The sequence below is a fragment of the Mesorhizobium sp. RCAM 05104 genome, assembly GCF_059683645.1.
Map to the genome: position 1 here is coordinate 3,040,869 of NZ_CM185033.1, position 25,698 is coordinate 3,066,566.

Consider the following 25,698-nt stretch of genomic DNA (forward strand, 5'->3'; position numbering starts at 1 on the left):
GAGGGTGAGGCAACGCCTACCGAACGGAAAACCTACTCGAACACTATGCTCGGCACCGCGGCTGCCGCAGCACCGCGCTCCTCATTGACCCGGTCCCAGACTTTTCCGGCAATGTCGCGATAGATCTTCGCTTCGGCGCCGTCGGGCTTCGAGACAACCACCGGCGTGCCGGCATCCGAACTTTCGCGGATACCCATCTCGAGCGGCACTTCGCCGAGGAAGGTGACGCCGAGACGCTCGGCCTCGCGGCGGGCGCCGCCATGGCCGAAGATGTCGTAGCGCTTGCCGGTGTCGGGAGCGATGAAATAGCTCATGTTCTCGACGATGCCGAGCAGCGGCACGTCGACCTTCTTGAACATGTTGAGGCCCTTGCGGGCATCGATCAGAGCCAGGTCCTGCGGCGTCGAGACGATGACGGCGCCGGCCAGCGGCACCTGCTGGGCCATGGTCAGCTGGGCGTCGCCGGTGCCGGGCGGCATGTCGACGACGAGCACGTCGAGACGACCCCACTCGACCTCGCGCAGCATCTGCGTCAGCGCCGATATCACCATCGGCCCGCGCCAGATCATCGGTGTTTCCTCATCGACGAGGAAGCCCATCGACATGACCTTGAGGCCGTAATTCTCCATCGGCTTCAGGATCTTGCCGTCGACGGTCTGCGGCCGGCCATGGATGTTGAGCAGCCGCGGCATGGAGGGGCCATAGATGTCGGCGTCGAGCACGCCGACGCGCAAGCCGTTGGCGGCGAGGCCAAGCGCGATGTTGACGGCCGTGGTCGACTTGCCGACGCCGCCCTTGCCTGATGCCACCGCGATGATCGCCTCGATGCCGGGCACGCCGCGCTTGCCGTGGCTTTGCGATGCCGGGGCGTGGGGAACTGGCCCCGAAGCTGCTGGAGCGGCCGGCGGTGCCGGCCTGGGAGCAGGACGCGCCGCGACCGGAGCCTCCATGCCGCCGCCCTTCTTCTCGGCAGTCAGCGCGACGACGGCGCCGGCGACGCCGGGGATCGCCTTGACGACGCGTTCGGCGGCGGCGCGCAGCGGCTCCATTTCCTGGGCGCGGGCGGCAGGAACGGTGATCGAGAAGAAAACCTTGCCGTCGGCGATGAAAATCTCGGAAACCATGCCGAGGTCGACAATATTGCTGGTGAAGTCCGGCCCGTTGACCGTTTTCAGGCGTTCGATGACGGTATCTTTGGTGACGGGCATGACTTTTCCTCGGCGTTCGGCACTTCAGATAGTGTAGTTTTCGACCGGAACCAAGCAGCCGCCTCGACGCACCCCGGCTACTGCGAGCGAGAACTCCAGCGGGACGCCGGTCGTCAAACGGGGCACGCGACCTATTTCAATGAGCGACATGAGGAGCGCCAACCAGGGAAGGAGACGATCATGCTTGCCAACAGCAACGCGACGGCCAATCTCGCGGTGAAGGACCTGGCGAGAGCAAAAGCCTTTTATGAAGGAACGCTGGGTCTCAAGCAGGTCGACGATATGGGGGGCGAACTGATCGTCTACAAAAGCGGCGATACGGTCATCAATGTCTATCGGTCCCAGTTCGCCGGGACCAACAAGGCGACAGCGGTGACGTGGACGGTCGGCGATCAGATCGAGACTGTCGTCAAATCGCTGAAATCGAAAGGCGTTGCGTTCGAGCACTATGAAATGCCCGGCCTGACGATCGAGGGCGACATCCATGTCGGCGCCGGCATGAAGATCGCATGGTTCAAGGACCCGGATGGCAACATCCTCAATCTTGTGAACCGATAGATCGTATCGCGTTTGCCGTCGGCACTCCACGCTCCGCAGAGCTCACGTCATCCCGCCAGGCCAACCGCGAGATAGGTGAGCGCCGAAATGGCGGCAGTGGCAGGCAAGGTAACAACCCAGGCAATGACGATGTTGCCGGCAATGCCCCAACGCACGGCCGAGACACGGCGGGCGGCGCCGACGCCGATGATAGCGCCGGTGATGGTGTGGGTGGTCGACACGGGAACACCGAGCCAGGTGGCGGCGAACAGGGTGATTGCGCCGCCGGTCTCGGCGCAGAAGCCCTGCATCGGGTTCAGCCGGGTGATCTTCGAGCCCATGGTGTGGACGATGCGCCAGCCGCCGAGCAACGTGCCCAGCGCCAGCGCCGACTGACAGGTGAGGACGACCCACAGCGGGACGTAGAAATTGGCGCCGAGCATGCCTTGCGAATAGAGCAGCACGGCAATGATGCCCATGGTTTTCTGGGCGTCGTTGCCGCCGTGCCCGAGCGAATAGAGCGAGGCGGAAAAAAATTGCATGACGCGGAAGGTGCTGTCGACGGCGAACGGCGTCTGCCGGACGAACAGCCATGAAACGACGAGGATTAGGACAAGCGCCAGGACAAAACCGGTCGCCGGCGACACGACGATCGCGGCGACCGTCTTGCCAAGCCCCGCCCAGACGATGGCACTCAGTCCAGCCTTTGCAAGGCCGGCGCCGACCAACCCGCCGATCAGCGCATGTGAGCTGCTCGACGGGATGCCGGCAATCCAGGTGACGATGTTCCAGACGATGGCGCCGACAAGGGCTGCGAAAATCACCGCCGGGGTGACGATGCTGACGTCGACAATGCCCTTCCCCACGGTCTCGGCGACGTGAAGACCGAAGAACATGAAGGCGATGAAATTGAAGAAGGCCGCCCACAGCACCGCATATTGCGGCCTCAACACGCGGGTGGAGACGATGGTGGCGATGGAATTGGCCGCATCGTGCAGGCCGTTGAGAAAGTCGAAGAACAGCGCAACCGCGATGAGAGCGGCGAGAACGGGAAAGGCGATGGTGGCTTCCATTACCTAGACATTCTCGATGACGATGCCGCTGATTTCGTTGGCGACGTCCTCGAAGCGATCGACCACCTTTTCCAGCTGGCCATAGATCTCACTGCCGATCAGGTAGGCCATCGGGTCACTGCGGCCATGCTTCCTGAACAGGTCCTTCAGCCCCTGCTCGTGCAGGTCGTCGGCCCGGCTTTCGACGCGCATGACCTCTTCGGCTATGGCGGTCAGGCGCGCCGTGTGCGTCCCGACCTTGGCAAGCAGCGGGATCGCCTCGGCCACCAGCCTGGCGGCGGCGACGATGACGCCGCCCATTTCCTGCATCAGCGGGTCGAATTCCTTCTTTTCGAACAGCTTCACCGTCTTGACGGTCTTGTGCATCATGTCGATAGCGTCATCCATCGACTGGATCAGGTCCTTGATGTCGCCGCGATCGAAAGGCGTGATGAACGAGCGCCGCACGGCCAGCAGGACTTCGGCGGTGATGTGATCGGCCTCATCCTCGAGAGCGATGATCTTCTGACACCAGCGATCGATATCCTTGCCCTGGAGAAGCTGCTGGAGCGCCTCGGCGCCGCCGACCACGGTACGGGAATGGCGTTCGAACAGGTCGAAGAAACGATCTTCGCGCGGCAGCAGCTTGCGGAACCAGCCCAGCATGTCCGACCTCCCCGTTTCTGTCCCACCACATAGCGCCACATTCCGCCGGGGGAAACAGGTAGCCGGCTCAAAGATGTGGATGCAGGCCAATTGCGCATAGCGCTTGCGGCGAAACGCAATTTCCCCGACCTTGCACGCAAGGACCGGACAGATGGCATGATCGACAAGCTGGAATTCTTCATCGCATTGGCCAGGGAAGAGCATTTCGGCCGCGCGGCGGAGCTGTGCGGTGTCACCCAACCGACGCTTTCGGCGGGGATCAAGCAGCTGGAGGGCCAGCTCGGCGTGATGCTGGTTCTGCGCGGCTCGCGCTTCCAGGGGCTTACACCGGAAGGCAAGCAGGTGCTGATATGGGCGCGGCGCATCGTCGGCGATACCCGCGCCATGCGCGAGGAAATGCGGGCGGCGCGGCATGGCCTTTCCGGACGTATCCGCATCGCCGCCATCCCGACCGCGCTGGCCATGGTGGCGCGGCTGACAACCCCTTTCCGGGCAAAACATCCCGGCGTCACCTTTTCGGTGCTTTCGCGGACTTCGATCGAGGTGTTGTCGCTGCTCGGCAATTTCGACATCGATGCCGGCATCACCTATCTCGACAACGAGCCGCTGGGACGGGTGACCAGCGTGCCCCTCTATGACGAGCGCTATCAGCTGATCACCGCTGTCGGAAATCCCTATTCCGACCGCGACAAAGTGACGTGGGCCGAGCTCAGCCAGCTGCCGCTCTGCCTGTTGACGCCGGACATGCAGAACCGCCGCATCATCGACCAGCATCTAGCCGAGGCCGGCGTACAGGTGCGCCCGACGCTGGAGTCCAACTCGATGATCGTGCTGTTTTCCCACATCCGCACCGGCAAATGGTCGTCGATCATGCCGCTCAACCTTGCGGAAACATTCGGCTTTTCCGAACCGGTCCGGGCCATCCCGATCGTCGAACCGGATGCCAGCCACACCGTCGGGCTGGTGGCAGCCCCGCGCGAGCCGCACACGCCGCTGGTCTCGGCGCTGTTGGACGAGGCGATGGCGCTGGCGGACGATTTCCACGCCCAGCGCTAGGCTAGACAATGCAGGCTGAACACGATCGATAGAAGATCTCTATCGATCGACGGGACAGCGATATTGATTTCGCGGGTTTCCTCTGATTTTGTAAAGACTTAGCGAAAAAAGCTATCGACCAGGGAGGGCGCTGCATGACCATGCAGCCTGCAAGTACCGAGATCGCATCGCGCACGGCGGCGATCATCCAGGAGATGAGGGGGCTGGAAGGCCCGCTGCTGCCGATCCTCCGCGGCATCCAGGAAGAGTTCGGCCATGTGCCGCAGGATTCGCTGCCTGTCATCGCCGAGGCGCTGAACATTTCCAGGGCCGAGGTGTACGGCGTCGTCAGCTTCTACCATGATTACCGCCGCCATCCGGCCGGCCGGCATGTGCTGAAGCTCTGCCAGGCAGAATCCTGCCAGTCGATGGGTTCGGACGCCGTCGCCGCCAAGATCAAGCAATTGCTCGGCATCGGTTTCCACGAGACCACCCGCGACGGATCGGTTACACTCGAGCCGGTCTATTGCCTCGGGCTTTGCGCCTGTTCGCCGTCGGCAATGCTGGACGGCGAGGTGATCGGGCGGCTCGATGACGAAAAGATCGAAGAGATCGTTGCCGAGGTGCGCTCATGATCCCCCGCATCTACATTCCCGGCGATTCCGGCGCGCTGGCGCTGGGTGCCGAAAAGGTCGCCAAGGCAATCGCAAGTGAACTCGCCGAGCGCGGCATTGAAGCCAAGATCGTGCGCAACGGCTCGCGCGGCGCCTATTTCCTCGAACCGATGGTCGAAGTGGCGACGGCAAATGGCCGCGTTGCCTATGGGCCGGTGAAACCCTCCGACGTCAAAAGCCTGTTCGACTGCGGCTTCCTCACCGGCGGCCATCACAAACGCTGGCTGGGCGCGCCTGACAAGATTCCGTTCCTGGCTAAGCAGACACGGCTGACTTTCGCCCGCTGCGGCGTCACAGATCCGCTGTCGCTCGAATCCTACAAGAATCATGGCGGGTTGAATGGACTGACGAACGCGTTGAAACTGACGCCCGCCGCCATTGTTGCCCAAGTGACTGAATCCGGGCTGCGCGGGCGCGGTGGTGCGGGCTTCCCAACCGGCATCAAGTGGAAGACGGTGCTCGATACCGTTGGCGACCGCAAATACATCGTCTGCAACGCCGACGAAGGCGACTCGGGCACCTTCGCCGACCGCATGATCATGGAGGGCGATCCCTTCGTGCTGATCGAAGGCATGACGATCGCCGGCATCGCCACGGGTGCGACCAAAGGCTTTGTCTATATCCGCTCGGAATATCCGCATGCGGTGGCGGTGATGAACAAGGCCGTCGAGGTCGCCCGCAAGGCTGGTGTCCTTGGCGCCAGCGTGCTGGGCTCGTCCAACGCTTTCGATATGGAGATCCGCGTCGGCGCAGGCGCTTATGTCTGCGGCGAAGAGACGGCGCTGCTCGACTCACTCGAAGGCAAGCGCGGCATGGTGCGCGCAAAGCCGCCGTTACCGGCTCACAAGGGGCTGTTCGGCAAGCCGACGGTCATCAACAATGTCATCTCGCTGGCTTCCGTGCCTGTCATCATGGACAAGGGTGCAGCCTTCTACAAGGATTTCGGCATGGGCCGCTCGCGCGGCACGATCCCGATCCAGATCGCCGGCAATGTCAAATATGCAGGCCTGTTCGAGGCCGCCTTCGGCATGACGCTGGGCGAGATCGTCGACGATATCGGCGGTGGCACCGCGACCGGCCGGCCGGTGAAGGCGGTGCAGGTCGGCGGGCCGCTCGGTGCTTATTTTCCGCGCGCGCTGTTCGACACGCCATTCGACTATGAGGCCTTCGCGGCCAAGGACGGGCTGATCGGCCATGCCGGCATCGTGGTGTTCGACGACACTGCCGACATGCTGAAGCAGGCGCGCTTCGCCATGGAGTTCTGCGCCATCGAAAGTTGCGGCAAGTGTACGCCCTGCCGCATCGGCTCGACGCGCGGTGTCGAGACCATCGACAGGCTCGCTGCCGGCATCGAGCCGGAGAAGAACCTGGCGCTGGTCACCGACCTCTGCAACACGATGAAATTCGGCTCGCTTTGCGCGCTGGGCGGCTTCACGCCTTACCCTGTGATGAGCTCGATCACCCATTTCCCCGACGACTTCAAGCCTGCGCCCGTGCGCGTGGCTGCTGAATAGGAGCTGGCAGATGAACATCAAGGCCGACTTCCCATCCCTCGTCGAAGAGATCGACTATGGAACCCCGCAATCGAAGGCCGAGAAGCAGGTCACGCTGAGCGTCGACGGCCGCAGCATCACCGTGCCGGAAGGCACGTCGATCATGCGTGCCGCGATGGAAGGCGGGGTCGAGATTCCGAAGCTCTGCGCCACCGACATGCTGGACTCGTTCGGCTCCTGCCGCATCTGCCTCGTCGAAATCGAAGGGCGTGGCGGCACGCCGGCGTCCTGCACGACACCTGTCGGCGAAGGCATGGTGGTGCGCACGCACTCCGAGCGGCTCGACGCCATTCGTCGCGGCGTCATGGAACTCTATGTCTCCGACCATCCGACCGGCTGGAACGAGAAGGCCGGAACCGGCGCCAGCGAGTTCGACGCGGTGGCGAAGTCGGTCGGCCTGACCGAGAACCGCTACGGTATCGAGGGCCGCAACCACGTCAAGCAGGAGAACGGCGTGGCGCCCGGCCATGGCTCGCTGGCGGTCGACTACATCGCCCGCGATGAATCCAATCCCTATTTCACCTATGATCCGGCGCAATGCATCGTCTGCTCGCGTTGCGTGCGGGCCTGCGAGGAGGTGCAGGGCACCTTCGCGCTGACCATCGAAGGGCGAGGCTTCGAATCCAGAGTTTCGGCTGGAATGCACGAGGCGTTCATCGATTCGGAATGCGTGTCCTGCGGCGCCTGCGTGCAGGCTTGTCCGACCGATGCGCTGCGCGAGAAATCGGTACTTGCCAAGGGCCTGCCGGAGCGTTCGGCCGTCACCACCTGCGCCTATTGCGGCGTCGGCTGCTCGTTCAAGGCCGAAGTGAAGGGTGACGAAGTCATTCGCATGATGCCCTACAAGGAGGGCAAGGCGAACCACGGCCATTCCTGCGTGAAGGGCCGTTTCGCTTATAGCTACGCCACCCACAAGGACCGCATCCTGTCGCCAATGATCCGGGAGAAAGTCACCGATCCCTGGCGCGAGGTGACCTGGGAAGAGGCGATTGCCCACACGGCCAAGGAATTCCGCCGCATCCAGTATCAGTACGGGCGCACCGCGATAGGCGGCATCACCTCGTCGCGTTGCACCAACGAGGAAACCTACCTCGTCCAGAAGATGGTGCGGCAGGGCTTCCGCAACAACAATGTCGACACGTGCGCGCGCGTCTGCCACTCGCCAACGGGCTACGGGCTCGGCCAGACCTATGGCACCTCTGCCGGCACGCAGGATTTCGACTCTGTCGATTACACTGACGTCGCCGTCATCATCGGCGCCAATCCCGCTTCCGCCCATCCGGTGTTCGCCTCGCGGCTGAAGAAGCGGCTGCGCCAGGGCGCCAAGCTGATCGTGCTCGATCCGCGTCGCACCGAGATGGTCAAGTCGGCACATATCGAAGCGGACTATCATCTGCCGCTGAAGCCCGGCACCAATGTGGCCGTGCTGACGGCGCTGGCGCATGTCATCGTCACCGAAGGTCTTTTCAACGAAGCCTTCATCCGCGAACGTTGCGACTGGGCGGAGTTCCAGGACTGGGCGTCTTTCGTCGCCTTGCCGGAAAACAGCCCCGAAACCGTCGGCAAGTTGTCCGGCGTCGATCCCGAACTGATCCGCGGCGCCGCGCGTCTCTACGCCACCGGCGGCAACGGCGCGATATACTACGGCCTCGGAGTGACGGAACACAGCCAGGGTTCAACCACGGTGATGGCGATCGCCAATCTCGCCATGGCCACCGGCAATATCGGCCGGCCGGGCGTCGGCGTGAACCCGTTGCGCGGCCAGAACAACGTGCAGGGCTCGTGCGACATGGGTTCGTTTCCGCATGAGCTTCCCGGTTATCGCCATATCTCAGGCGAAGCCGTGCGCGACATCTATGAGACCCTGTGGGGCGTTAAGCTGGACGACGAACCCGGCCTGCGCATTCCCAACATGCTGGATGCGGCCGTCGACGGTACCTTCAAGGGTATCTACATCCAGGGCGAGGACATTCTGCAGTCCGATCCGGACACCAAGCATGTCGCCGCTGGCCTCGCTGCCATGGAATGCGTCGTCGTGCACGACCTCTTCCTCAACGAGACCGCCAACTACGCGCATGTGTTCCTGCCGGGCTCGACCTTCCTCGAGAAGGACGGCACTTTCACCAATGCCGAGCGCCGCATCAACATGGTGCGCAAGGTTCTGGAGCCGAAGGCGCGCTATGCCGATTGGGAGGCGACGCAGGAGCTTGCCCGCGCGATCGGGCTGGACTGGAACTATCAGCATCCCTCGCAGATCATGGACGAGATCGCCAAGACGACGCCGAGCTTCGCCGGTGTCTCCTTCGAGCTGCTCGACCGTGTCGGATCCGTGCAATGGCCCTGCAACGAGAAGGCGCCGCTCGGCACCCCGATCATGCATGTCGATGGTTTCGTGCGCGGCAAGGGCAAGTTCATCCGCACCGAATATGTGGCGACGGACGAGCGGACCGGACCACGCTTCCCGCTGCTGCTCACCACCGGGCGCATCCTGTCGCAGTATAATGTCGGCGCGCAGACCCGGCGCACCGACAACATCGTGTGGCACGCCGAGGACCGGCTGGAGATTCATCCGCACGATGCCGAGAACCGCGGACTGCGTGACGGCGACTGGGTGCGGCTGACCAGCCGCTCGGGCGAAACGACGCTGCGCGCGCTGATCACGGACCGGGTATCGCCAGGCGTCGTCTACACGACATTCCATCATCCCGACACGCAGGCCAACGTCATCACCACCGACTTCTCCGACTGGGCGACCAACTGTCCGGAATACAAGGTGACAGCCGTGCAGGTCGGCGCCTCCAACGGGCCATCGGAATGGCAGCGCGACTATGACGAGCAGGCCAAGCAGAGCCGCCGCATCGCAAAGCTGGAAGCGGCGGAGTAGTCTTGAGCCCGCGCCGCACAGCCACGACGCCGGTATCGCGGCTGACGCGCCGCGCCGGCGGCATCGCGACGGCCGACCGCATGGTGCCGGAGGAGACGCCGGTGGCGTTCTCCTTTGCCGGCACCACCCATGCGGTGATGATGGCAAGCCCGGCCGATTTCGAGGATTTCGCGCTCGGCTTCTCGCTGACCGAAGGCATCATTGCCGACCCACAAGAAATCGAAGCCATCGAGGTCGAGGATCTCGGCGAGGGCATCGACATCCAGATCCGGCTGAAGGATCAGGCCAACACGCGCTTCGAGGCGCGACGGCGCAGGCTTGCCGGCCCCGTCGGCTGCGGGCTGTGCGGCATCGAATCGATCGAGGAAGCAATGCGCTCGGTCGATGCGGTTGGTGCGTCAAAGCTTACGCTTGACGCCGACGATATCGTCCGCTCCGTCAAGCTCCTGTCGAAGGTGCAGCCGCTTCACACCGAGACCGGAGCCGTGCACGCCGCCGGTTTTTACGTTCCAGGCAAGGGCATCGTCATGGCGCGCGAGGATGTCGGCCGCCACAATGCGCTCGACAAGCTGGCCGGAGCGCTGGCCAGGGCCGGCATCGACGGCGCTTCCGGTGCCGTCGTGGTCACCAGCCGTGTCTCGGTCGAGATGGTACAGAAGACGGCGGCGATCGGCGCCGCCTTCATCATTGCCGTCTCGGCGCCGACCGCACTTGCCATCCGCACCGCGGAGGAAGCCGGCATGACGCTGGTGGCGCTGGTGCGCGGCGATGATTTCGATATTTTCACCCACCCCGACCGGGTGGCTTCCGGAGTTGCCAAGCATGTCGCATGACGAGGAACACATCATGAGCACCAGCGAGAAGCTGGTGCGGATGGCAAACCAGATCGCCGATTTTTTCCATTCCAAACCGCGCGAGGAAGGGATCGCGGGCGTTGCCGAGCATATCAACAAGTTCTGGGAGCCGAGGATGCGGCAGCAGCTGTTCGAGATGCTGGAGGGCGGCACCGAGAACTTCAACGAGTTGGTGGTGGCCGCCTCCGCCAAGATCAAGCGGCCGATCACGCCGGCCGAGGCAGACCTCAAACTCGGGCTCAAGCCCTTCCCGGCCGACGTCGCCGCCTCGCAGAAATAGCCGCCGGGCCGCGCCGGCTTATATTCCCTGTCGCTAAAGTTTAAGCTGCCGCAATCGGCACTGTTCTGCTATGGTTGACGATCAGAAATCGTCAGGCCGGGGCGGAAAACCTGGTGAGGCCGATCGAGACCCGATACGCCCTTAGCGGCGACGTGCGGATCGCTTACCAGGTGGTAGGCCAGGGGTCGTTCGATCTCGTCTTCGTGCCGGGCTTCATTTCCAATCTCGACCTGCACTGGGAAGACGAAGGCTACAGCCGGCTGTTGAAGCGGCTTTCGGCGTTCTCGCGGCTGATCCTGTTCGACAAGCGCGGCATGGGTCTTTCCGACCGGGTCGACGCGCACCACCTGCCCAGTCTCGAAACGCGCATGGACGATGTGCGCGCGGTGATGGACGCCGCGGGCAGCGGTCGCGCGGCACTGCTTGGCGCCTCCGAAGGCGCGCCGATGGCGATGCTGTTCGCCGCCACCTATCCGGAACGGACGCGGGCGCTGGTACTCTATGGCGGCTATGCGCATTTCCACAAATGGGTGATGCGGCCAGAGCGCCTCGAGGCCTTCATCGAGACGGCCGAGACGGCCTGGGGCACCGGCGCCACTTTGCCGAATTTCGCGCCAGGTCGGGTTGATGATGCGCATTTCGCCCAGTGGTGGGCGCGTTTCGAACGGTTGTCGGCGAGCCCGACGGCAGCGGCGGCGCTGGCGCGTATGAACGCGGAAATCGACGTGCGTGACGTGCTGGCGACAATCAGCGCGCCAACGCTTTTGATCCATCGCCGCAACGATGCGCGGGTCGACCCCGACGCCAGCCGTTTTCTGGCGAGGAAGATCCCAAACGCCAAGCTGGTCGAAGTGCCCGGGCGCGACCATCCGATCTGGACCGGCGACGTGGACCGGGTGGCCGACCTGATCGAGGAATTCCTGACCGGCGAGCGCGCCGTGGTGGAAGCGGAGCGCGTACTGGCTGCGCTTTTGGTGACACGCATCTACGATACGGCGCGGCTTGGCGACCGCATGTGGAGCGAACGCAGCCAGCGCTTCCAGGAGACATGGCGAACACTCGTCGGGCGCCATGGCGGGCGCTGCGTGGATACGCATGGCGAAGTGATGATTTCACGTTTCGATGGACCGGGGCGTGCCTTGCGGTGCGCGGCGGCGTTGCGCGAAGCAGCGCAGGAAATCGGCGTAGCGAGCGCACAGGGGGCGCATGTCGGCGAGATCGAGTTGCGCGGACCGCCGGCAGGACTGACAGGCCGCGTGGCGATGCAACTCTCTACTCATGCCGGGCGCGGCGACATCCTGGCGTCGAGGCTGGTCGCCGATCTGGCCGCCGGCTCCGGGCTGCATTTCGCGGATGCCGGCCGTATCAACATCGACGAACTGGACGAGCCGCTGGCGCTCGTGCTGGCGATGTCCGAACAGCATCTGGAACCGGCTTGCCGTCCCAAGGTCAGGGCGACGGAGCCGGCTTGCCTGACGGCACGCGAAAGCGAGGTGGTGAGCCTGATTGCCGACGGCAAGAGCAATGCCGCGATTGCCGCCGAGCTCAGGCTGAGCGAACACACGGTCAAGCGCCACGTCGCCAACATCCTGCTCAAGCTCGATCTGCCATCGCGAGCGGCGGCGGCGGCATTTTCCGTCAGGCACACTGGCCCGGACGGGCCATGAGAGCCATGGCGCTTTCGGGCGAAGCGGCCATGCCACCGTAAGCGCTATCAATTTCTCCCATGCAGGCCAGGCGGTGTCGCCGGGAAAGGCGCTGCGAACGGAGGATGAAAATGCTGAAGTCAAAGCTGAATGTCAGATCACTCGTGATAGCGGCAGGCGTTGGCGCGCTGTTCGCCATCACTCCCGCAAAGGCCGAGGATGCATCGGCAACGGCCGCCTACAAGGACATCCAGGCAACGCTCGGCTCGGTGCCGGACATGTTCAAGACCTTGCCTGACGTCGCCATCGCCGGCGCCTGGGCCGAGATCAAAGGCGTCCAGCTCAACCCGAACACGGCGCTCGACGGCAAGACCAAGGAACTGATGGGCCTCGCGGTCGCGTCGCAGATTCCTTGCCAGTACTGCATCTATTTCCACACCGAGGCGGCCAAGCTCAACGGCGCGAGCGACGAGGAGATCAAGGAGGCGATCGCGATGGCGGCGATCGTGCGCCACTGGTCGACGATTCTCAACGGCAGCCAGGTCAATCTCGCCACGTTCAAGAAGCAGACCGACGACGTGTTCGCTGCCGTCAAGGCGAAGTCGCAGTGAAAAATCCCTGCCCGGCGATGAGCGCCGGGCAGCATTTCTGATTATCAACCGCCCGATCGCGAAGACGGGCACATGGAGGATAAAATGCTGACCAAGACACAGGCCGTGGACGGCGCGGCGATCAAGAAGGCAATCGAAGGCCGTGACGGAAAACTCCTGTCGAGCTTCTATGCCGACGACGCGCTGGTGCGGGTGATCGACCGCAACAACCCACCGAGCAAGCCGCGCGAAATCCGCGGGCGCGCAGCGATCAGCACGTTCTGGGACGACATCTGCAGCCGGGCGATGACCCACAAGGTCGATACCACGATCGCCGATGGCGACAGCCTGGCCTTCACCCAGGCCTGCGCCTACCCGGACGGCACCAAAGTGTTCGCCGCGGCGATGCTGGAGCTGAAGAACGGGCGGATCGCACGGCAGACCGTCGTGCAGGCCTGGGACGAGTAGATCAATCGCGGGCTCAACCGCAATCTCGGAGGAAACCACCATGTTCAGCGCCAGATGGCAGATCGACGCCAAGTTCGGGCAAAAGCAGACCGTGCTTGAGCTGTTGAAGAAATGGGAACGTGAGATCGGTTCGCAGGTCGGCATCGCCGACCTGAAGTTCCAGATCATGACCGGATCGATCGGCGCGCGGGAGGCGACTGTCGAGTCGCATCATCAGGTCGAGAGCCTGGCCCAGTTGGAGGCGGTCTTCGCCAAGATCGGCAAGATCGACGCCCACGCCAAATGGGGCAAGGAGATGGAGCCCTATGTCGTGTCGGGCACCAGCCTGTGGAACATCTATCGCATCGTGGAATAATGGCTGACACCCTTCTCCCCGGCAACGGGGAGAAGGGAAGCAGGCGGCGCTGCTACATCAGGCCGAGCTGCTTGTAGAAGCCGAGCGCGTCGTAATAGTCGCTCTGGGTCGCGATCTTGCCGTCCTTGACCGAGAACATCGAGGCGCCGGTGAAGGAGAACTTCTTGCCGGTGGCGGCGGTGCCGTCGGCCCAGGCGCCGGTATTGGTGCCGGAAAACTCCCATTCGAACGAGACGCGGTCGCCCTCCACGACGGGCGCACCCTTCATCGTCCAGACGGCATCTGGGACAGCCTTGAGGAAATTGTCGATGACGCCGGTCTTGGCGGCCTCCTTGCCCTTGACCGGTTTGCCGACCGAGGCGTCGTAGTAAGTGACGTCGTCGGCGAAGTAGCCGGCGGCCTTGGCCGAGTCATGCGCGTTCCAGGCGGCGAGATAGGCTTCGACCACCGATTGCGCAGTATCAGCGCCAAAGGACGGCGCCGCGACGAAGAGCGTGGCGGCGATGGCCGCGGTTGTCAGAAACTGGCGGCGATGCATGGTTCTTTCCTCCCTGGTTGACTGCCTGTATTGCGCTCAAGTGCTAGCCGTGGGCTACCATCACATGCCGCACGGCGGTGTAGTCCTCCAGCGCATAGAGCGACATGTCCTTGCCGTAGCCGGATTGCTTCAATCCGCCATGCGGCATCTCGTTGGTCAGCATGAAATGGGTGTTGATCCAGGTGCAGCCATATTGCAGGCGGGCGGCCGTCGCCATGGCGCGCGAAACGTCCTTGGTCCATACGGATGACGCCAGGCCGTAGTCGCTGTCATTGGCCCATTTCACCGCTTCGTCGACTTCCGTGAAACGCGTGATCGAGACGACCGGCCCGAACACTTCGCGGCGTACGATCTCGTCTTCCTGCAGTGCACCCGCGACCACTGTCGGCTGGTAGTAGAAACCTGAGCCCTCGCCCGGCTTGCCGCCGGTGGTGATCTCGATGTGCTTCAGTTCCGAAGCGCGCTCGACGAAGCTCGAGACGCGGTCGCGCTGGCGGCGCGAGATCAGCGGCCCGATCTCGTTTTCCGTGTCGTCCGGACGATTGTACTTGATGGTCGAAACGGCCGACGAGAGGTCGGCGACGAGCTTGTCGTAGATCTTCTTGCCGGCATAGATGCGGCAGGCGGCGGTGCAGTCCTGGCCGGCATTGTAGTAGCCGAAGGCGCGCAGCCCGTTGACCACGGCACCGAGGTCGGCATCGTCGAAGACGATGACCGGCGCCTTGCCGCCGAGTTCGAGATGGGTGCGCTTGACCGACTTGGCCGCGGCCTGCAGCACCTTCTTGCCGGTGGCGACGTCACCGGTGATCGAGATCATGTTGACCTTGGGATGGTTGATCAGTGTGTTGCCGACGCTGTCGCCACGGCCGAGGACGACGTTGACGACGCCTTCGGGTAGGATTTCCGCAAGGATTTTCGCCAGCTTGAGCGAAGTCAGCGGCGTCTGTTCCGATGGCTTGAAGACGACGGTGTTGCCGCCGGCGATCGCCGGCGCCAGCTTCCAGGCCATCATCATCAGCGGATAGTTCCACGGCGCGATCGAGGCGACGATGCCTATGGGATCGCGTCGTACCATTGACGTGTGGCCAGGCAGATATTCGCCGGCAACGACACCCGGCATCGAACGCACGGCGCCGGCAAAGAAGCGGTAGCAGTCGACGATCGCCGGGATCTCGTCATTGAGCACGGCATTGATCGGCTTGCCGCAGTTGAGCGCCTCGAGCGTGGCGAACTCCTTGGCATCGGCCTCGATGCGGTCGGCGATCTTGAGGAGATAGCCGGAGCGCTGAGCCGGCGTGGTACGCGACCACAAGACGAACGCTTGTTCGGCGGCGCTGACAGCCGCCTCGATCTGTGCCTGGCTGGCTTCGGGCAGGTTGAGGATCGTCGCTCCGGTCTTCGGATTGAGGATCGGCTCCTCGGTTTCGGTACCCTTCTCGAATTTCGAGCCGATCAGCATCTGGGTGTCCATGGAAGTCTCTCCCTTGGGAACTCTTGAAATCATTTGCCCGAACCGGCGATCTGGTCGCCGTCGCGGGTCAGGTAATAGGCGGCGAGGATGGGCAGTAGCGTCACCAGCACGACTACCATGGCCACGACATTGGTGACCGGGCGCTGGCGCGGCCGGATCAATTCCTCCAGCATCCAGATCGGCAGCGTCTGTTGCTGGCCGGCGGTGAAGGTGGTGACGATGACCTCGTCGAAGGACAGAGCGAAGGCCAGCATGCCGCCGGCAAGCAAAGCGGTGGCGATGTTGGGCAGCACGACATGGCGGAAGGTCTGGAAGCCGTCGGCGCCAAGATCCATCGACGCTTCGATCATCGAACCGGACGTGCGGCGGAAGCGGGCGACGGCATTGTTGTAGACGACGACGACGCAGAAGGTGGCGTGGCCGAGCACGATCGTCCAGAACGAGAACGGAATGTCGGCCAGCGAAAACGCCGAGCGCAGCGCGATGCCGGTGATGATACCGGGCAAGGCGATCGGCAGGATGACCAGCAGCGAAATGGTTTCCCGGCCGAAGAATTTCGTCCTGGAAACCGCCGCCGAACAGAGCGTGCCGAGGATCAGCGCGATCGCCGTCGAGATGGCAGCGACCCTGACCGACAGCGATAGCGCCTGCCAGACATCGGGGCGGTTCCAGGTGACGGCGAACCATTGCGTGGTCAGGCCGGGCGGCGGCCAAACAAAGCTCTTCTCCTCCGTCGTGAAGGCGTAGACGAAGATCAGCAGGAGCGGCAGGTGCAGGAACAGCAGGCCGCAAGCGGCGGCGACCTTCAGGCTGAGCGGAGCGGATTGACCGCGATCAGAGCGCATCGAAGGCCCCCATGCGCTTGGCGCCCCAGAGATAGAAGCCCATGATGACGATCGGCACGACCGTGAAGGCGGCGGCTAGCGGGATGTTGCCGGCGGTGCCTTGCTGCGAGTAGACGGCCTGGCCGATGAACAGCCGCGAGGTACCGATGATCTGCGGGATGATGTAGTCGCCGAGCGTCAGCGAGAAGGTGAAGATCGAGCCGGCGACGATGCCCGGCAGCGCCAGCGGGAACAGCACGTTGCGGAAAGTCTGGCCGGGCGAGGCGCCGAGATCGGACGAGGCCTCGACCAGATTGCCCGGCACGCGCTCCAGTGCCGCCTGCACCGGCAGGATCATGAACGGCAGCCAGACATAGACGAAGACGATGAAGGTGCCCGTGAACGACACCGACAGCGAGTTGCCGCCGACGACCGGCAGCGACAGCCAGGCGTCAATCAGCCATTGCAGATGCAGCTTGCCGAACAGCCAGGTGAGGATGCCTTCCTTGGCCAGGATCAGCTTCCAGGCGTAGATCTTGACCAGGTAGCTCGACCACAGCGGCAGCATGATGCCGAGATAGAACAGCGCCTTCCAGCGGCCGCGCGCATAGCGCGCCGCATAATAGGCAATCGGGAAAGCGATGATGGCCGAGGCCAGCGTGACCAGGGCCGCCATCGTCACCGTGCGCAGGATGATGTCGAGATTGGCCGCCTGCAACAGGTCGCCATAGGTTTTCAAGGTGAACTGGCGGTTGATCAGGCCGGAGTACTCGTCGATCGAGAAAAAGCTCTGCGCCAGCAGCGCGAACAGCGAGCCGATATAGACGATGCCGAGCCACAGCACCGGCGGCAGCAGCATGAGCAACAGCAGGACTTTTGGCTTGCGCCAGAAAAGATCCGACAGCGCGCCGCGCAGGCCGCCACTGCCTGGCAGGATGGCGGGCGCTGAGGCGCGCGGCATGGCGGCGTCGAGACTCATGCCGGCTCGTCCATCAGGTGCAGGTGCTCGCGATTGAAGGTGAGGACGACCGCTTCGCCTTCCACCGGCAAGGCCGTGCCGGCCGGCACGATGGCGTGCAGCCGCAGCCCGTCGGCATCGAGCGCCAATTTTGTCGTGGCGCCGAGATAGTTGGTCGAGACGAGGCGGGCGGAGACGCCTTCGCCGCTCGCCCCGCGACCGACGCGAATGGATTCAGGGCGCAGGCTGCCCCAGCGATGCTGGCCGGAATAGCGCTGGACGAAATCCGGCGGCAGCACGTTGGAGGAGCCGACGAAATCGGCCACGAAGCGGGTTTTCGGCCGCTGGTAGATATCCTCGGGCGTGCCGATCTGCATGATCTTGCCGTCGTTGAAGACAGCGACGCGGTCGGCCATCGACAGCGCCTCGCCCTGGTCGTGGGTGACGAAGACGAAGGTGATGCCGAGCGCCTTCTGCAGCGACTTCAGCTCCTCCTGCATGTTCTCGCGCAGCTTGAGGTCGAGCGCGCCAAGCGGTTCGTCGAGCAACAGCACCTTGGGCTGATTGACCAGCGCGCGGGCGAGCGCGACGCGCTGGCGCTGGCCGCCGGAAAGCTGACCGGGGCGGCGGGCGCCATAGCCGGGCAGCCGCACCAGCGACAGCGCTTCCTCAGCCGCCTTGTGCCGCTCCGGCTTGCCGACGCCCTTGACCATCAGCCCGTAGGCGACGTTGTCGAGCACATTCAAATGCGGGAACAGCGCATAGTCCTGGAACACGGTGTTGACGTTGCGGCGATAGGGCGGCACGCCCTCGGCGCGTTCGCCGAAGATCGAGATCGAACCCGAGGTCGGCTGCTCGAAGCCGGCGATGAGGCGCAGGCAGGTGGTCTTGCCGGAACCCGACGGCCCGAGCATGGCGAAGAACTCGCCCGGCGCGATGTCGAGATCGACCGCGTCGACGGCGCGAACGCTGCCGAAATGGCGCGAGACTTTCTGGAAGGAAACGGCTGATGTCATGGGTTGTCCTGATCTGTCAGGCTCGTCAAGTTCGGGCGCTACGCTGCCCCTCATCCGCCTGCCGGCACCTTCTCCCCGTATGGGGACGGGGAGAAGGGACTTGGCGGAAACGCTGGCGACCCCTCTCCCCGTTCTTTACGGGGAGAGGGTAAGGGTGAGGGGCAGCGCTATGCTCTCAGCGAAGCGGAAATCACCGCCCGCCGATGACGCCGATATAGTCCGACACCCAGCGATAGTAGGGCACGCACTGGTCGTTCTGGGTGGCGCATTTCGACACCGGCGTCTTCCAGAACTTGATCTTTTCGAAATTGTCGTAGCCGTTGGTCTTGCAGCCTTCGTCGGTCAACAGCTCGTTGCCCTTGCAGGCGGCGGGCACTACCGGCAGCGAACCGAACCAGGCCGAGACATCGCCCTGCACCTTCGGCGACAGCGAATGCTCGAGCCACATATAGGCGCAGTTGGGGTTGGCCGAATCGGCTTCCATCATGGTGGTGTCGGCCCAGCCGGTGACGCCTTCCTCCGGCACGGTCGAGGCGACCGGCTTCTTGGCGGCAACCAGCGCGTTGACCTGATATGGCCACGAGCCCGAGGCGACGACACCTTCGTTCTGGAAATCGTCGACCTGGATCGCGGCGTCGTGCCAGTAGCGGCCGACCAAGGTGCGCTGGACGCGCAGCAGCTCGAGTGCCGCCTTGTACTGGTCCTCGTTCAGTTCATAAGGGTCCTTGATGCCGAGTTCCGGCTTGTGGAACATCAGGTAATTGGCGGCATCGGCAATGTGGATCGGCCCGTCATAGGCCTGGACGCGGCCCTTGTTGGACTTTCCGTCCGGCAGCTTCATTTCCTCGAAGACGACGTTCCAGCTCTTGGGCGCTTCCTTGAACACCTCGGTGTTGTACATCAGGATGTTCGGGCCCCACTGATAGGGAACGCCGTAGTGGACGCCGCCGACGGTGAACCATGGAGCGTCCTTGAGGCGGTCGTCGACCGTCTTCCAGCTCGGGATGAGATCGGTGTTGATCGGCTGGACGCGCTTGCCAGCGACGAGGCGCAGCGAGGCATCGCCTGAAGCGGTGACAAGGTCGAAGCCGCCCTCGTTCATCAGCGAGACCATTTCGTCGGAGGTGTTGGCGGTCTTGACGTTGACCTTGCAGCCGGTCTCCTTCTCGAAGGAGCTCACCCAGTCATAGCCCTTGTCGGTTTCGCCGCGCTCGATATAGCCAGGCCAGGCAACGATGTTGACCTGGCCTTCGCCCTTGCCAAGTTCCTTGACCTGGGCGACGGCCTGACCCGAGAAGGTCAGCGCGACCGTCAAAGCAGTGCATGACTTCAGGAATGAATTCATCATCGATCTCCCATTTTGGCGCCTGACCCCGAAAGCCGGTTTCGGTCTTCGCTAGGGGGCACGCGCGGACTGAAAAGTGTCAGTTCTTCCTTTGGATTCGCTCTGGTGGCGGCTTTGGTCCCTGAACCGAAAAGTGCTTTGAAAATTCCGGTTTCGCAAATTCATTTGTCAGAAAGGCGATATCGGTTTTTCCGATAGATCAGCGACCAATCTTGTCGGGCCGCTGGCGGACCATGCGCTGCGACTGGGCAAGGCCGATGAAATCGCGCGCCGCCTGCGGCAGGCCGGAGCCGCGCCGCCAGACCATGCCAACCTGGACCACCGGCAAGGAGCCGGAAATGTCGCGCGATTCGATGCGGTCGCCTTCCAGCGACCATGGCCGGTAGACAAGATCGGGCAGCAGCGCCACGCCGGCGCCGGTGGCAACCAGGCTGCGCACGGCTTCGACCGAACGCGTGCGAAAGGCAACATGCGGCTTGGCGCCGATCGCCGTCAGCAGCTTGCCGGTGTTCTCCTCGATTTCGTCGACGGTCAGCATGATCAGCGGTTCGGAGGCGATGTCGCCAATGCTGATGATGTCGGCGCCGGCCAGCGGGTGGCCGAGCGGCAGCCACAGCCGGTAGGCCGAGACTTCGAGGATTTCCGACTGCAGCGCGGTGCGGTCGCGCAGGTTCGAGGTGACCATGACGGCTATGTCGAGCTTGCCGCCGATCAACAGATGTTCGAGATAGTCGCCATTGTCCTCGATGGCCGAGACCTCAACGCCCGGATAGGCGCGGCGGTAGCGGGCGAGCAAATCCGACAGCACATAGCCGGCGACCAGCGAGGTGACGCCAAGTTGCAGCCGCCCCCCGGCAACCGTCTGCTCGCCGAAAAAGGCGCGACGCGCGTCGGAGACATCGGCGAGGATCTTTGTCGCGTGGCGCAGGAACTGGTGGCCCTTGTGGGTGATGTTGAGGCCGCGCGGATGGCGTTCGAACAGTTCGACGCCGAGATCGCTTTCCAGTTCCTTGATGGCTTCGGTGACCGACGATTGCGAGATGGAGAGATTCTGCGCGGCGCCCGACACCGTGCCTTGCTCGGCGACGGCGATGAAGAACTGCAGCTGGCGGATGGTGAAAGCCATGGCCGGACTAAACACGCTGGAGGCGGCGGTGGGAAGTGCCGGCCAATCGTCGACAGGCGTTGGCGGATCAGAACCCGGCTTCCTCGCCGGCAATGCTGAGCCGCGCGCCGGCCTGCTCAAGGGCGGCGGCAATGTCGTGCGGCGGCGACCGATCGGTGGCGAGTTCGGAAAAGCTGTCGAAGCCGCAGACCTGAACCAGACCAAGGCGGCCGAACTTGCTGTGATCGGTGATGACGAGCGAGCGCTGGCCGCGCGACAGCACCATGCGGGCGAACTCAGCCTCTTCCAGATCATAGTCCATGACGCCCATCACCGCATCGACGGCACCGGTGGAGATGATGGCGTGGCTGACCGAGAAGCGGCTGACGAACTCGATGGCCGAGACACCGAAGGCGGCGCCGGAATCGCTGCGCAGTTCGCCGCCGGCCATATAGACTTTGTTGCCATTGATGGTGGCCAGCGTGCGGGCGATGTCCGACGAGTTGGTGACGACCGTCAGGCGCCGGTGGGCGAGCAGTTCACGGGCAAGGAACGAAGTCGTCGTGCCGGTGTCGAGCATGATCGATTCACCGTCGCGGATGGTGGCGGCGACCATACGGGCAATGACGCGCTTGGCGTCGGCATTTTCGCGCATGCGCCGCTCGAACGGCGCTTCGCCGATCATCGACGGCAGGCCGATGGCGCCATGCATCTTGAGGACGGAGCCGTCGCTGGTGAGCGGCTTGACGTCGCGGCGCACGGTCTCGAGCGACACGCCCAACCGGTCGGCAAGGCTGGCGATGGTGACGGTTCCCTCTTCCTGCAGCAGCCGCAGGATCTCGCCGTGCCGTTTCGAGTGAGCCATGGGGTCGTTTCCGGTCGCATCCGTTGCGCAATTGACCGCTTCTAAGGCAAATCTGCAGGATATTACAAGAAACCTCGAGACGAATCGGTCATAAAAGCAGGAAAAACCACAGAATCCAGTTGACATCCGGTGTTGCGCGGCGTGACACTGATTTGGTGACAGGCTCGGACTGCCACGGGAGAACGATGGCAGAGCCGTATCCAAACTTGCATGCCCAAAAGTCTGGAAACTGTCTGGCGCGAGGGCGAAGGAACCTATCGGATCCGCGGGGGCGGATGCCGGCCTCGAAGAGCCCGGCACATGGGACTCGTCGGTGCGGCGTGGGATACCGGTCCCGAGTGCCGCGCCGACGAGATCTTTGCCAAAATGAGAATCCGTCGAAACGGCACGCCGGCCCCGCTGCGCCGCCCTGTCGATGCCGTGTCGGACCAAGGGCCAATCCATGACCGCCGAAGACCGCATCCGCGCCCTGCCCTGCTGGACCGGCGACATCGAGATCGCACCGCTGCCTGGCGGGTTGAGCAATGCAAACTATCTGGTCAAGGACGCGGCCGGAAAGCATGTCGTGCGCTTCGGCAAGGACTATCCGTTCCACCACGTCTTTCGCGAGCGCGAGGTGATGACCGCGCGGGCGGCCCATGCCGCCGGTTTCGCGCCGGCCGTCCGCCATACCGAACCGGGCATCATGGTGACGGAGTTCCTTGGCGCGAAGACCTATCTGGCCGAGGACGTGCGGGCCAATCTCGGTCGCGTCGCGGCCCTGATGCGCGGCTTTCACCGGGAGATGCCAAACCATATCTCCGGCGCCGGCTTCATGTTCTGGGTATTCCATGTCATTCGCGACTATGCACGCACGCTGGAAGAGGGCGGCAGCCGCAAGCGCGACGAGTTGCCACGCCTGCTGACGCTGGCGGACGAGCTGGAACGCGCACAGAAACTGCTGCCGATCGTCTTTGGCCACAATGATCTGTTGCCGGCCAATATTCTCGACGACGGCAACAGGCTGTGGCTGATCGACTTCGAATATGCCGGCTTCAACACGGCGATGTTCGACCTCGCCGGCGTCGCCTCGAACGCCGGCATGAGCGATGAGGAATCCTTCGCCTTCCTGACCGCCTATTTCATGAAGGAACCGGATGAGGCGATCCGCCGCTCGCACGCGGCGATGCAGTGCGCCTCGCTGCTGCGCGAGGCGATGTGGAGCATGGTGTCCGAGCTCTATCTCGACGCGCCCGGCATCAACTACGTCGCCTATACCGAGGAGAACCTGACGCGGCTCGAAGCCGCGCTGGAAAACTACAGAACAAAATACGGGATACAAAAACCATGACATTGCCAACCCATGCTGGCGTCGTCGTCATCGGCGGCGGCATCATCGGCTGTTCGACGGCCTATCATCTGGCGCGCGACCACAAGGCCGATGTCGTGCTTTTGGAACAGGGCAAGCTGACCTCGGGCTCGACCTGGCACGCCGCGGGCCTCGTCGGGCAATTGCGCTCGTCAGCCTCGATCACCCGCGTGCTCAAATATTCCGTCGATCTCTACAAGGGACTGGAGGCCGAAACAGGTCTGGCCACCGGCTGGAAGATGACCGGTTGCCTGCGGCTGGCCACCAACGCCGACCGCTGGACGGAGTACAAGCGGCTGGCGACGACGGCGAAAAGCTTCGGCATGGACATGCAATTGCTGTCGCCGGCGGAGGTCAAGGCAATGTGGCCGCTGCTTGAGACCGGCGATCTGGTCGGCGCCTCCTGGCTGCCGACAGACGGGCAAGCAAGCCCCTCCGACATCACGCAGTCGCTGGCCAAGGGCGCGCGCATGCATGGCGCCAGACTGTTCGAGGATGTCCGCGTCACCGGCTTCGAGATGAAGGATGGCCGCATCACCGTGGTCAAGACCAGCAAGGGCGACATCGCCTGCGACAAGGTGGTCAACTGCGCCGGGCAATGGGCGCGGCAGGTGGGCGCGCTTGCCGGCATCAACGTGCCGCTGCAGCCGGTGAAACACCAGTATATCATCACCGAGAAGATCGACGGGCTGGCGACCGACGCGCCGACCATCCGCGACCCGGACCGGCGCACCTACTTCAAGGAGGAGGTCGGCGGGCTGGTGATGGGCGGCTACGAGCCGAACCCGCAGGCCTGGACGATGGGCGACGTGCCCAATGATTGGGAATTCCGGCTGTTCGACGACGACTACGACCATTTCGAGCAGCATATGACGCAAGCGATCGCGCGCGTGCCGGCGCTCGAAACCGTCGGCGTCAAGCAGATGATCAACGGGCCGGAGAGCTTTACGCCGGACGGTAATTTCATCCTCGGCACTGCGCCCGAATGCGCCAACATGTTCGTCGGCGCCGGCTTCAACGCCTTCGGCATCGCCTCCGGCGGCGGCGCCGGCTGGGTGCTGGCGCAATGGGTGGTCGATGGCGAGGCGCCGCTCGACCTGTGGGTCGTCGACATCAGGCGTTTTTCCAACCTGCACCGGGACCGGCAATGGGTCTGCGACCGCACGCTGGAGGCCTATGGCAAGCACTATACGATCGGCTTCCCACACGAGGAGTATGCCAGCGGAAGACCGCGCATCGTCTCGCCGCTCTACGAGCGGCTGAAACAGCAGCGCGCCGTGTTCGGCTCGAAGCTCGGCTGGGAACGGCCAAACTGGTTCGCACCGGCGGGCATCGAGCCGCGGGACGTCTATTCGATGGGCCGGCAGAACTGGTTCGCGGCGGTCGGCGACGAGCACCGCCACGTGCGCGAGAAGGTCGGCATCTTCGATCAGTCGTCCTTCGCCAAATACGAGCTGACCGGACCCGACGCGCTGAGGGCGCTGGACTGGATCTGCGCCAACGACGTCAGCAAGCCGGTCGGCCGGCTGACCTACACGCAGCTTCTCAACACGCGCGGCGGCATCGAGGCCGATCTGACCGTGGCGCGGCTGGCCGAGGAGAAATTCTACATCGTCACCGGCACCGGCTTCCGCACGCATGATTTCTCGTGGATCAGCGACCATATCGGCGAGGGACTCGACGCCACGCTCGCCGATGTCACCGAGGATTTCGGCACGCTGTCGCTGATGGGTCCCCGGGCGCGCGATGTGCTGGCTGATGTGACCGATGCGGATGTGTCGAACGCCGGCTTCCCGTTCGGCCATGTGCGCGAGATTGCCATCGCCGGCCACACAATTCGGGCGCTGCGCGTCACCTATGTCGGCGAGCTCGGCTGGGAACTGCATGTGCCGATCGCAGCCACGGGCGACGTCTTCGACGCGCTGATGGCGGCCGGGAAGAAGCACGACATCCGCCCCGTCGGCTACCGGGCACTGGAATCGTTGCGGCTGGAAAAGGGCTATCGCGCCTGGGGCTCCGACATCACGCCCAACGATACACCGCGGGAAGCCGGACTCGGCTGGGCGGTGAAGTTGCGCAAGAATACGGATTTCGTCGGACGGCGGGCTCTTGAGAAGACCAACGGCGCGGCATTGAAGAAACGCTTTGCCGGCTTCACGGTCGACGATCCGGAGATCGTGCTGCTCGGCCGCGAGACGATCCTGCGCAATGGCGAACCGGTCGGCTACCTCACCAGCGGCGGTTATGGCTACACGGTGGGCAGGAACATCGGCTACGGCTATGTGCGCGATGCCGACGGGGTTAGCGACGATTTTCTCGCCTCGGGCGACTATGAACTGGTTGTGGCGATGGAGCGAAAGCCGGCCCAAATCCATCTTGAGCCACTGTATGATCCGTCGATGAGCAAGATCAAGGCGTAACGGTGC

Annotated in this window: 24 protein-coding genes; 13 read left to right on the top strand and 11 right to left on the bottom strand. The window is 63.7% G+C overall.

Annotated features, from left to right (window positions below; all coding sequences use genetic code 11):
* Positions 1–32 precede the first annotated feature (32 nt).
* Complete coding sequence (locus AC56QP_RS14990; protein WP_489859197.1) at positions 33–1,208, bottom strand: Mrp/NBP35 family ATP-binding protein; 1,176 nt, start codon at positions 1,206–1,208, stop codon at positions 33–35.
* 180 nt (positions 1,209–1,388) lie between these two features.
* Between AC56QP_RS14990 and AC56QP_RS14995 the strand changes: the two genes are divergently transcribed.
* Positions 1,389–1,766 carry a VOC family protein gene (locus AC56QP_RS14995; RefSeq protein WP_489859196.1) on the top strand — a complete coding sequence of 126 codons (378 nt, stop codon included), beginning with the start codon at positions 1,389–1,391 and terminating at the stop codon, positions 1,764–1,766.
* 47 nt (positions 1,767–1,813) lie between these two features.
* On the opposite strand, the gene AC56QP_RS15000 is transcribed toward AC56QP_RS14995, so the two are convergent.
* Together AC56QP_RS15000 and AC56QP_RS15005 are read right to left on the bottom strand one after the other, a co-directional pair.
* Positions 1,814–2,818 (bottom strand): inorganic phosphate transporter, encoded by a 1,005-nt coding sequence (locus tag AC56QP_RS15000; RefSeq protein WP_489859195.1) that lies wholly within the window; start codon positions 2,816–2,818, stop codon positions 1,814–1,816.
* Positions 2,819–2,821: 3 nt separating this feature from the next.
* A complete protein-coding gene (locus AC56QP_RS15005) occupies positions 2,822–3,463 on the bottom strand; it encodes a DUF47 family protein (RefSeq protein WP_489859194.1) in 642 nt (213 codons plus the stop codon).
* A 156-nt stretch (positions 3,464–3,619) separates the two neighbouring features.
* Between AC56QP_RS15005 and AC56QP_RS15010 the strand changes: the two genes are divergently transcribed.
* The 10 genes from AC56QP_RS15010 to AC56QP_RS15055 all read left to right on the top strand — a co-directional run bounded on the left by AC56QP_RS15010 (position 3,620) and on the right by AC56QP_RS15055 (position 13,802).
* Positions 3,620–4,519, top strand: coding sequence for a LysR family transcriptional regulator (locus AC56QP_RS15010; RefSeq protein WP_489863596.1), 900 nt, complete (start codon positions 3,620–3,622; stop codon positions 4,517–4,519).
* Positions 4,520–4,653: 134 nt separating this feature from the next.
* Positions 4,654–5,133 (top strand): formate dehydrogenase subunit gamma, encoded by a 480-nt coding sequence (locus tag AC56QP_RS15015; protein WP_489859193.1) that lies wholly within the window; start codon positions 4,654–4,656, stop codon positions 5,131–5,133.
* Positions 5,130–6,686, top strand: a complete 1,557-nt coding sequence (locus AC56QP_RS15020) for a formate dehydrogenase beta subunit (protein WP_489859192.1) — start codon at positions 5,130–5,132, stop codon at positions 6,684–6,686. Before AC56QP_RS15015 ends, AC56QP_RS15020 begins: the two co-directional genes overlap by 4 nt.
* A 10-nt stretch (positions 6,687–6,696) precedes the next feature.
* On the top strand, positions 6,697–9,609 hold the full coding sequence (gene fdhF / locus AC56QP_RS15025) for a formate dehydrogenase subunit alpha (RefSeq protein ID WP_489859191.1): 2,913 nt from the start codon (positions 6,697–6,699) through the stop codon (positions 9,607–9,609).
* Positions 9,610–9,611: 2 nt separating this feature from the next.
* Entirely contained in the window at positions 9,612–10,442 is an 831-nt protein-coding gene (gene fdhD / locus AC56QP_RS15030) for a formate dehydrogenase accessory sulfurtransferase FdhD (protein WP_489859190.1), read from the top strand.
* Positions 10,432–10,743: a formate dehydrogenase subunit delta gene (locus tag AC56QP_RS15035; RefSeq protein WP_489859189.1), complete on the top strand. Its 312-nt coding sequence runs from the start codon at positions 10,432–10,434 to the stop codon at positions 10,741–10,743. The genes fdhD and AC56QP_RS15035 overlap by 11 nt, the downstream gene beginning before the upstream one ends.
* A 113-nt stretch (positions 10,744–10,856) precedes the next feature.
* Positions 10,857–12,410: an alpha/beta fold hydrolase gene (locus AC56QP_RS15040; RefSeq protein WP_489859188.1), complete on the top strand. Its 1,554-nt coding sequence runs from the start codon at positions 10,857–10,859 to the stop codon at positions 12,408–12,410.
* A gap of 110 nt (positions 12,411–12,520) precedes the next feature.
* Complete coding sequence (locus AC56QP_RS15045; RefSeq protein WP_489859187.1) at positions 12,521–13,000, top strand: carboxymuconolactone decarboxylase family protein; 480 nt, start codon at positions 12,521–12,523, stop codon at positions 12,998–13,000.
* An 84-nt stretch (positions 13,001–13,084) separates the two neighbouring features.
* Complete coding sequence (locus tag AC56QP_RS15050; RefSeq protein WP_256749053.1) at positions 13,085–13,447, top strand: nuclear transport factor 2 family protein; 363 nt, start codon at positions 13,085–13,087, stop codon at positions 13,445–13,447.
* Positions 13,448–13,487: 40 nt separating this feature from the next.
* Positions 13,488–13,802: a hypothetical protein gene (locus AC56QP_RS15055; protein WP_489859186.1), complete on the top strand. Its 315-nt coding sequence runs from the start codon at positions 13,488–13,490 to the stop codon at positions 13,800–13,802.
* A gap of 52 nt (positions 13,803–13,854) precedes the next feature.
* Here the strand turns inward: AC56QP_RS15055 and AC56QP_RS15060 are convergent, their stop codons facing one another.
* The 8 genes from AC56QP_RS15060 to AC56QP_RS15095 form a co-directional block, all read right to left on the bottom strand.
* Positions 13,855–14,340, bottom strand: coding sequence for an ester cyclase (locus tag AC56QP_RS15060; RefSeq protein WP_489859185.1), 486 nt, complete (start codon positions 14,338–14,340; stop codon positions 13,855–13,857).
* A gap of 43 nt (positions 14,341–14,383) precedes the next feature.
* Positions 14,384–15,811, bottom strand: a complete 1,428-nt coding sequence (locus AC56QP_RS15065) for a gamma-aminobutyraldehyde dehydrogenase (RefSeq protein WP_489859184.1) — start codon at positions 15,809–15,811, stop codon at positions 14,384–14,386.
* 29 nt (positions 15,812–15,840) lie between these two features.
* Positions 15,841–16,656 (bottom strand): ABC transporter permease, encoded by an 816-nt coding sequence (locus AC56QP_RS15070; RefSeq protein WP_091584386.1) that lies wholly within the window; start codon positions 16,654–16,656, stop codon positions 15,841–15,843.
* Complete coding sequence (locus AC56QP_RS15075) at positions 16,646–17,596, bottom strand: ABC transporter permease (protein WP_208604675.1); 951 nt, start codon at positions 17,594–17,596, stop codon at positions 16,646–16,648. Before AC56QP_RS15075 ends, AC56QP_RS15070 begins: the two co-directional genes overlap by 11 nt.
* Before the next feature lie 14 nt (positions 17,597–17,610).
* Positions 17,611–18,609: an ABC transporter ATP-binding protein gene (locus AC56QP_RS15080; RefSeq protein ID WP_489859183.1), complete on the bottom strand. Its 999-nt coding sequence runs from the start codon at positions 18,607–18,609 to the stop codon at positions 17,611–17,613.
* Positions 18,610–18,799: 190 nt separating this feature from the next.
* Positions 18,800–19,954, bottom strand: a complete 1,155-nt coding sequence (locus AC56QP_RS15085) for an ABC transporter substrate-binding protein (RefSeq protein ID WP_489859182.1) — start codon at positions 19,952–19,954, stop codon at positions 18,800–18,802.
* 199 nt (positions 19,955–20,153) lie between these two features.
* Positions 20,154–21,080 carry a LysR family transcriptional regulator gene (locus tag AC56QP_RS15090; protein ID WP_489859181.1) on the bottom strand — a complete coding sequence of 309 codons (927 nt, stop codon included), beginning with the start codon at positions 21,078–21,080 and terminating at the stop codon, positions 20,154–20,156.
* 67 nt (positions 21,081–21,147) lie between these two features.
* The gene (locus AC56QP_RS15095; RefSeq protein ID WP_489859180.1) at positions 21,148–21,924 is read right to left on the bottom strand and encodes a DeoR/GlpR family DNA-binding transcription regulator; all 777 of its coding nucleotides are present in this window, start codon (positions 21,922–21,924) and stop codon (positions 21,148–21,150) included.
* Positions 21,925–22,366: 442 nt separating this feature from the next.
* Here AC56QP_RS15095 and AC56QP_RS15100 point away from each other — a divergent pair, with 442 nt between their 5' ends.
* Both AC56QP_RS15100 and AC56QP_RS15105 read left to right on the top strand, forming a co-directional pair.
* Positions 22,367–23,254 (top strand): phosphotransferase, encoded by an 888-nt coding sequence (locus AC56QP_RS15100; protein ID WP_489859179.1) that lies wholly within the window; start codon positions 22,367–22,369, stop codon positions 23,252–23,254.
* Positions 23,251–25,692, top strand: a complete 2,442-nt coding sequence (locus AC56QP_RS15105) for a GcvT family protein (protein ID WP_489859178.1) — start codon at positions 23,251–23,253, stop codon at positions 25,690–25,692. Before AC56QP_RS15100 ends, AC56QP_RS15105 begins: the two co-directional genes overlap by 4 nt.
* The last annotated feature ends 6 nt before the right edge of the window (positions 25,693–25,698 follow it).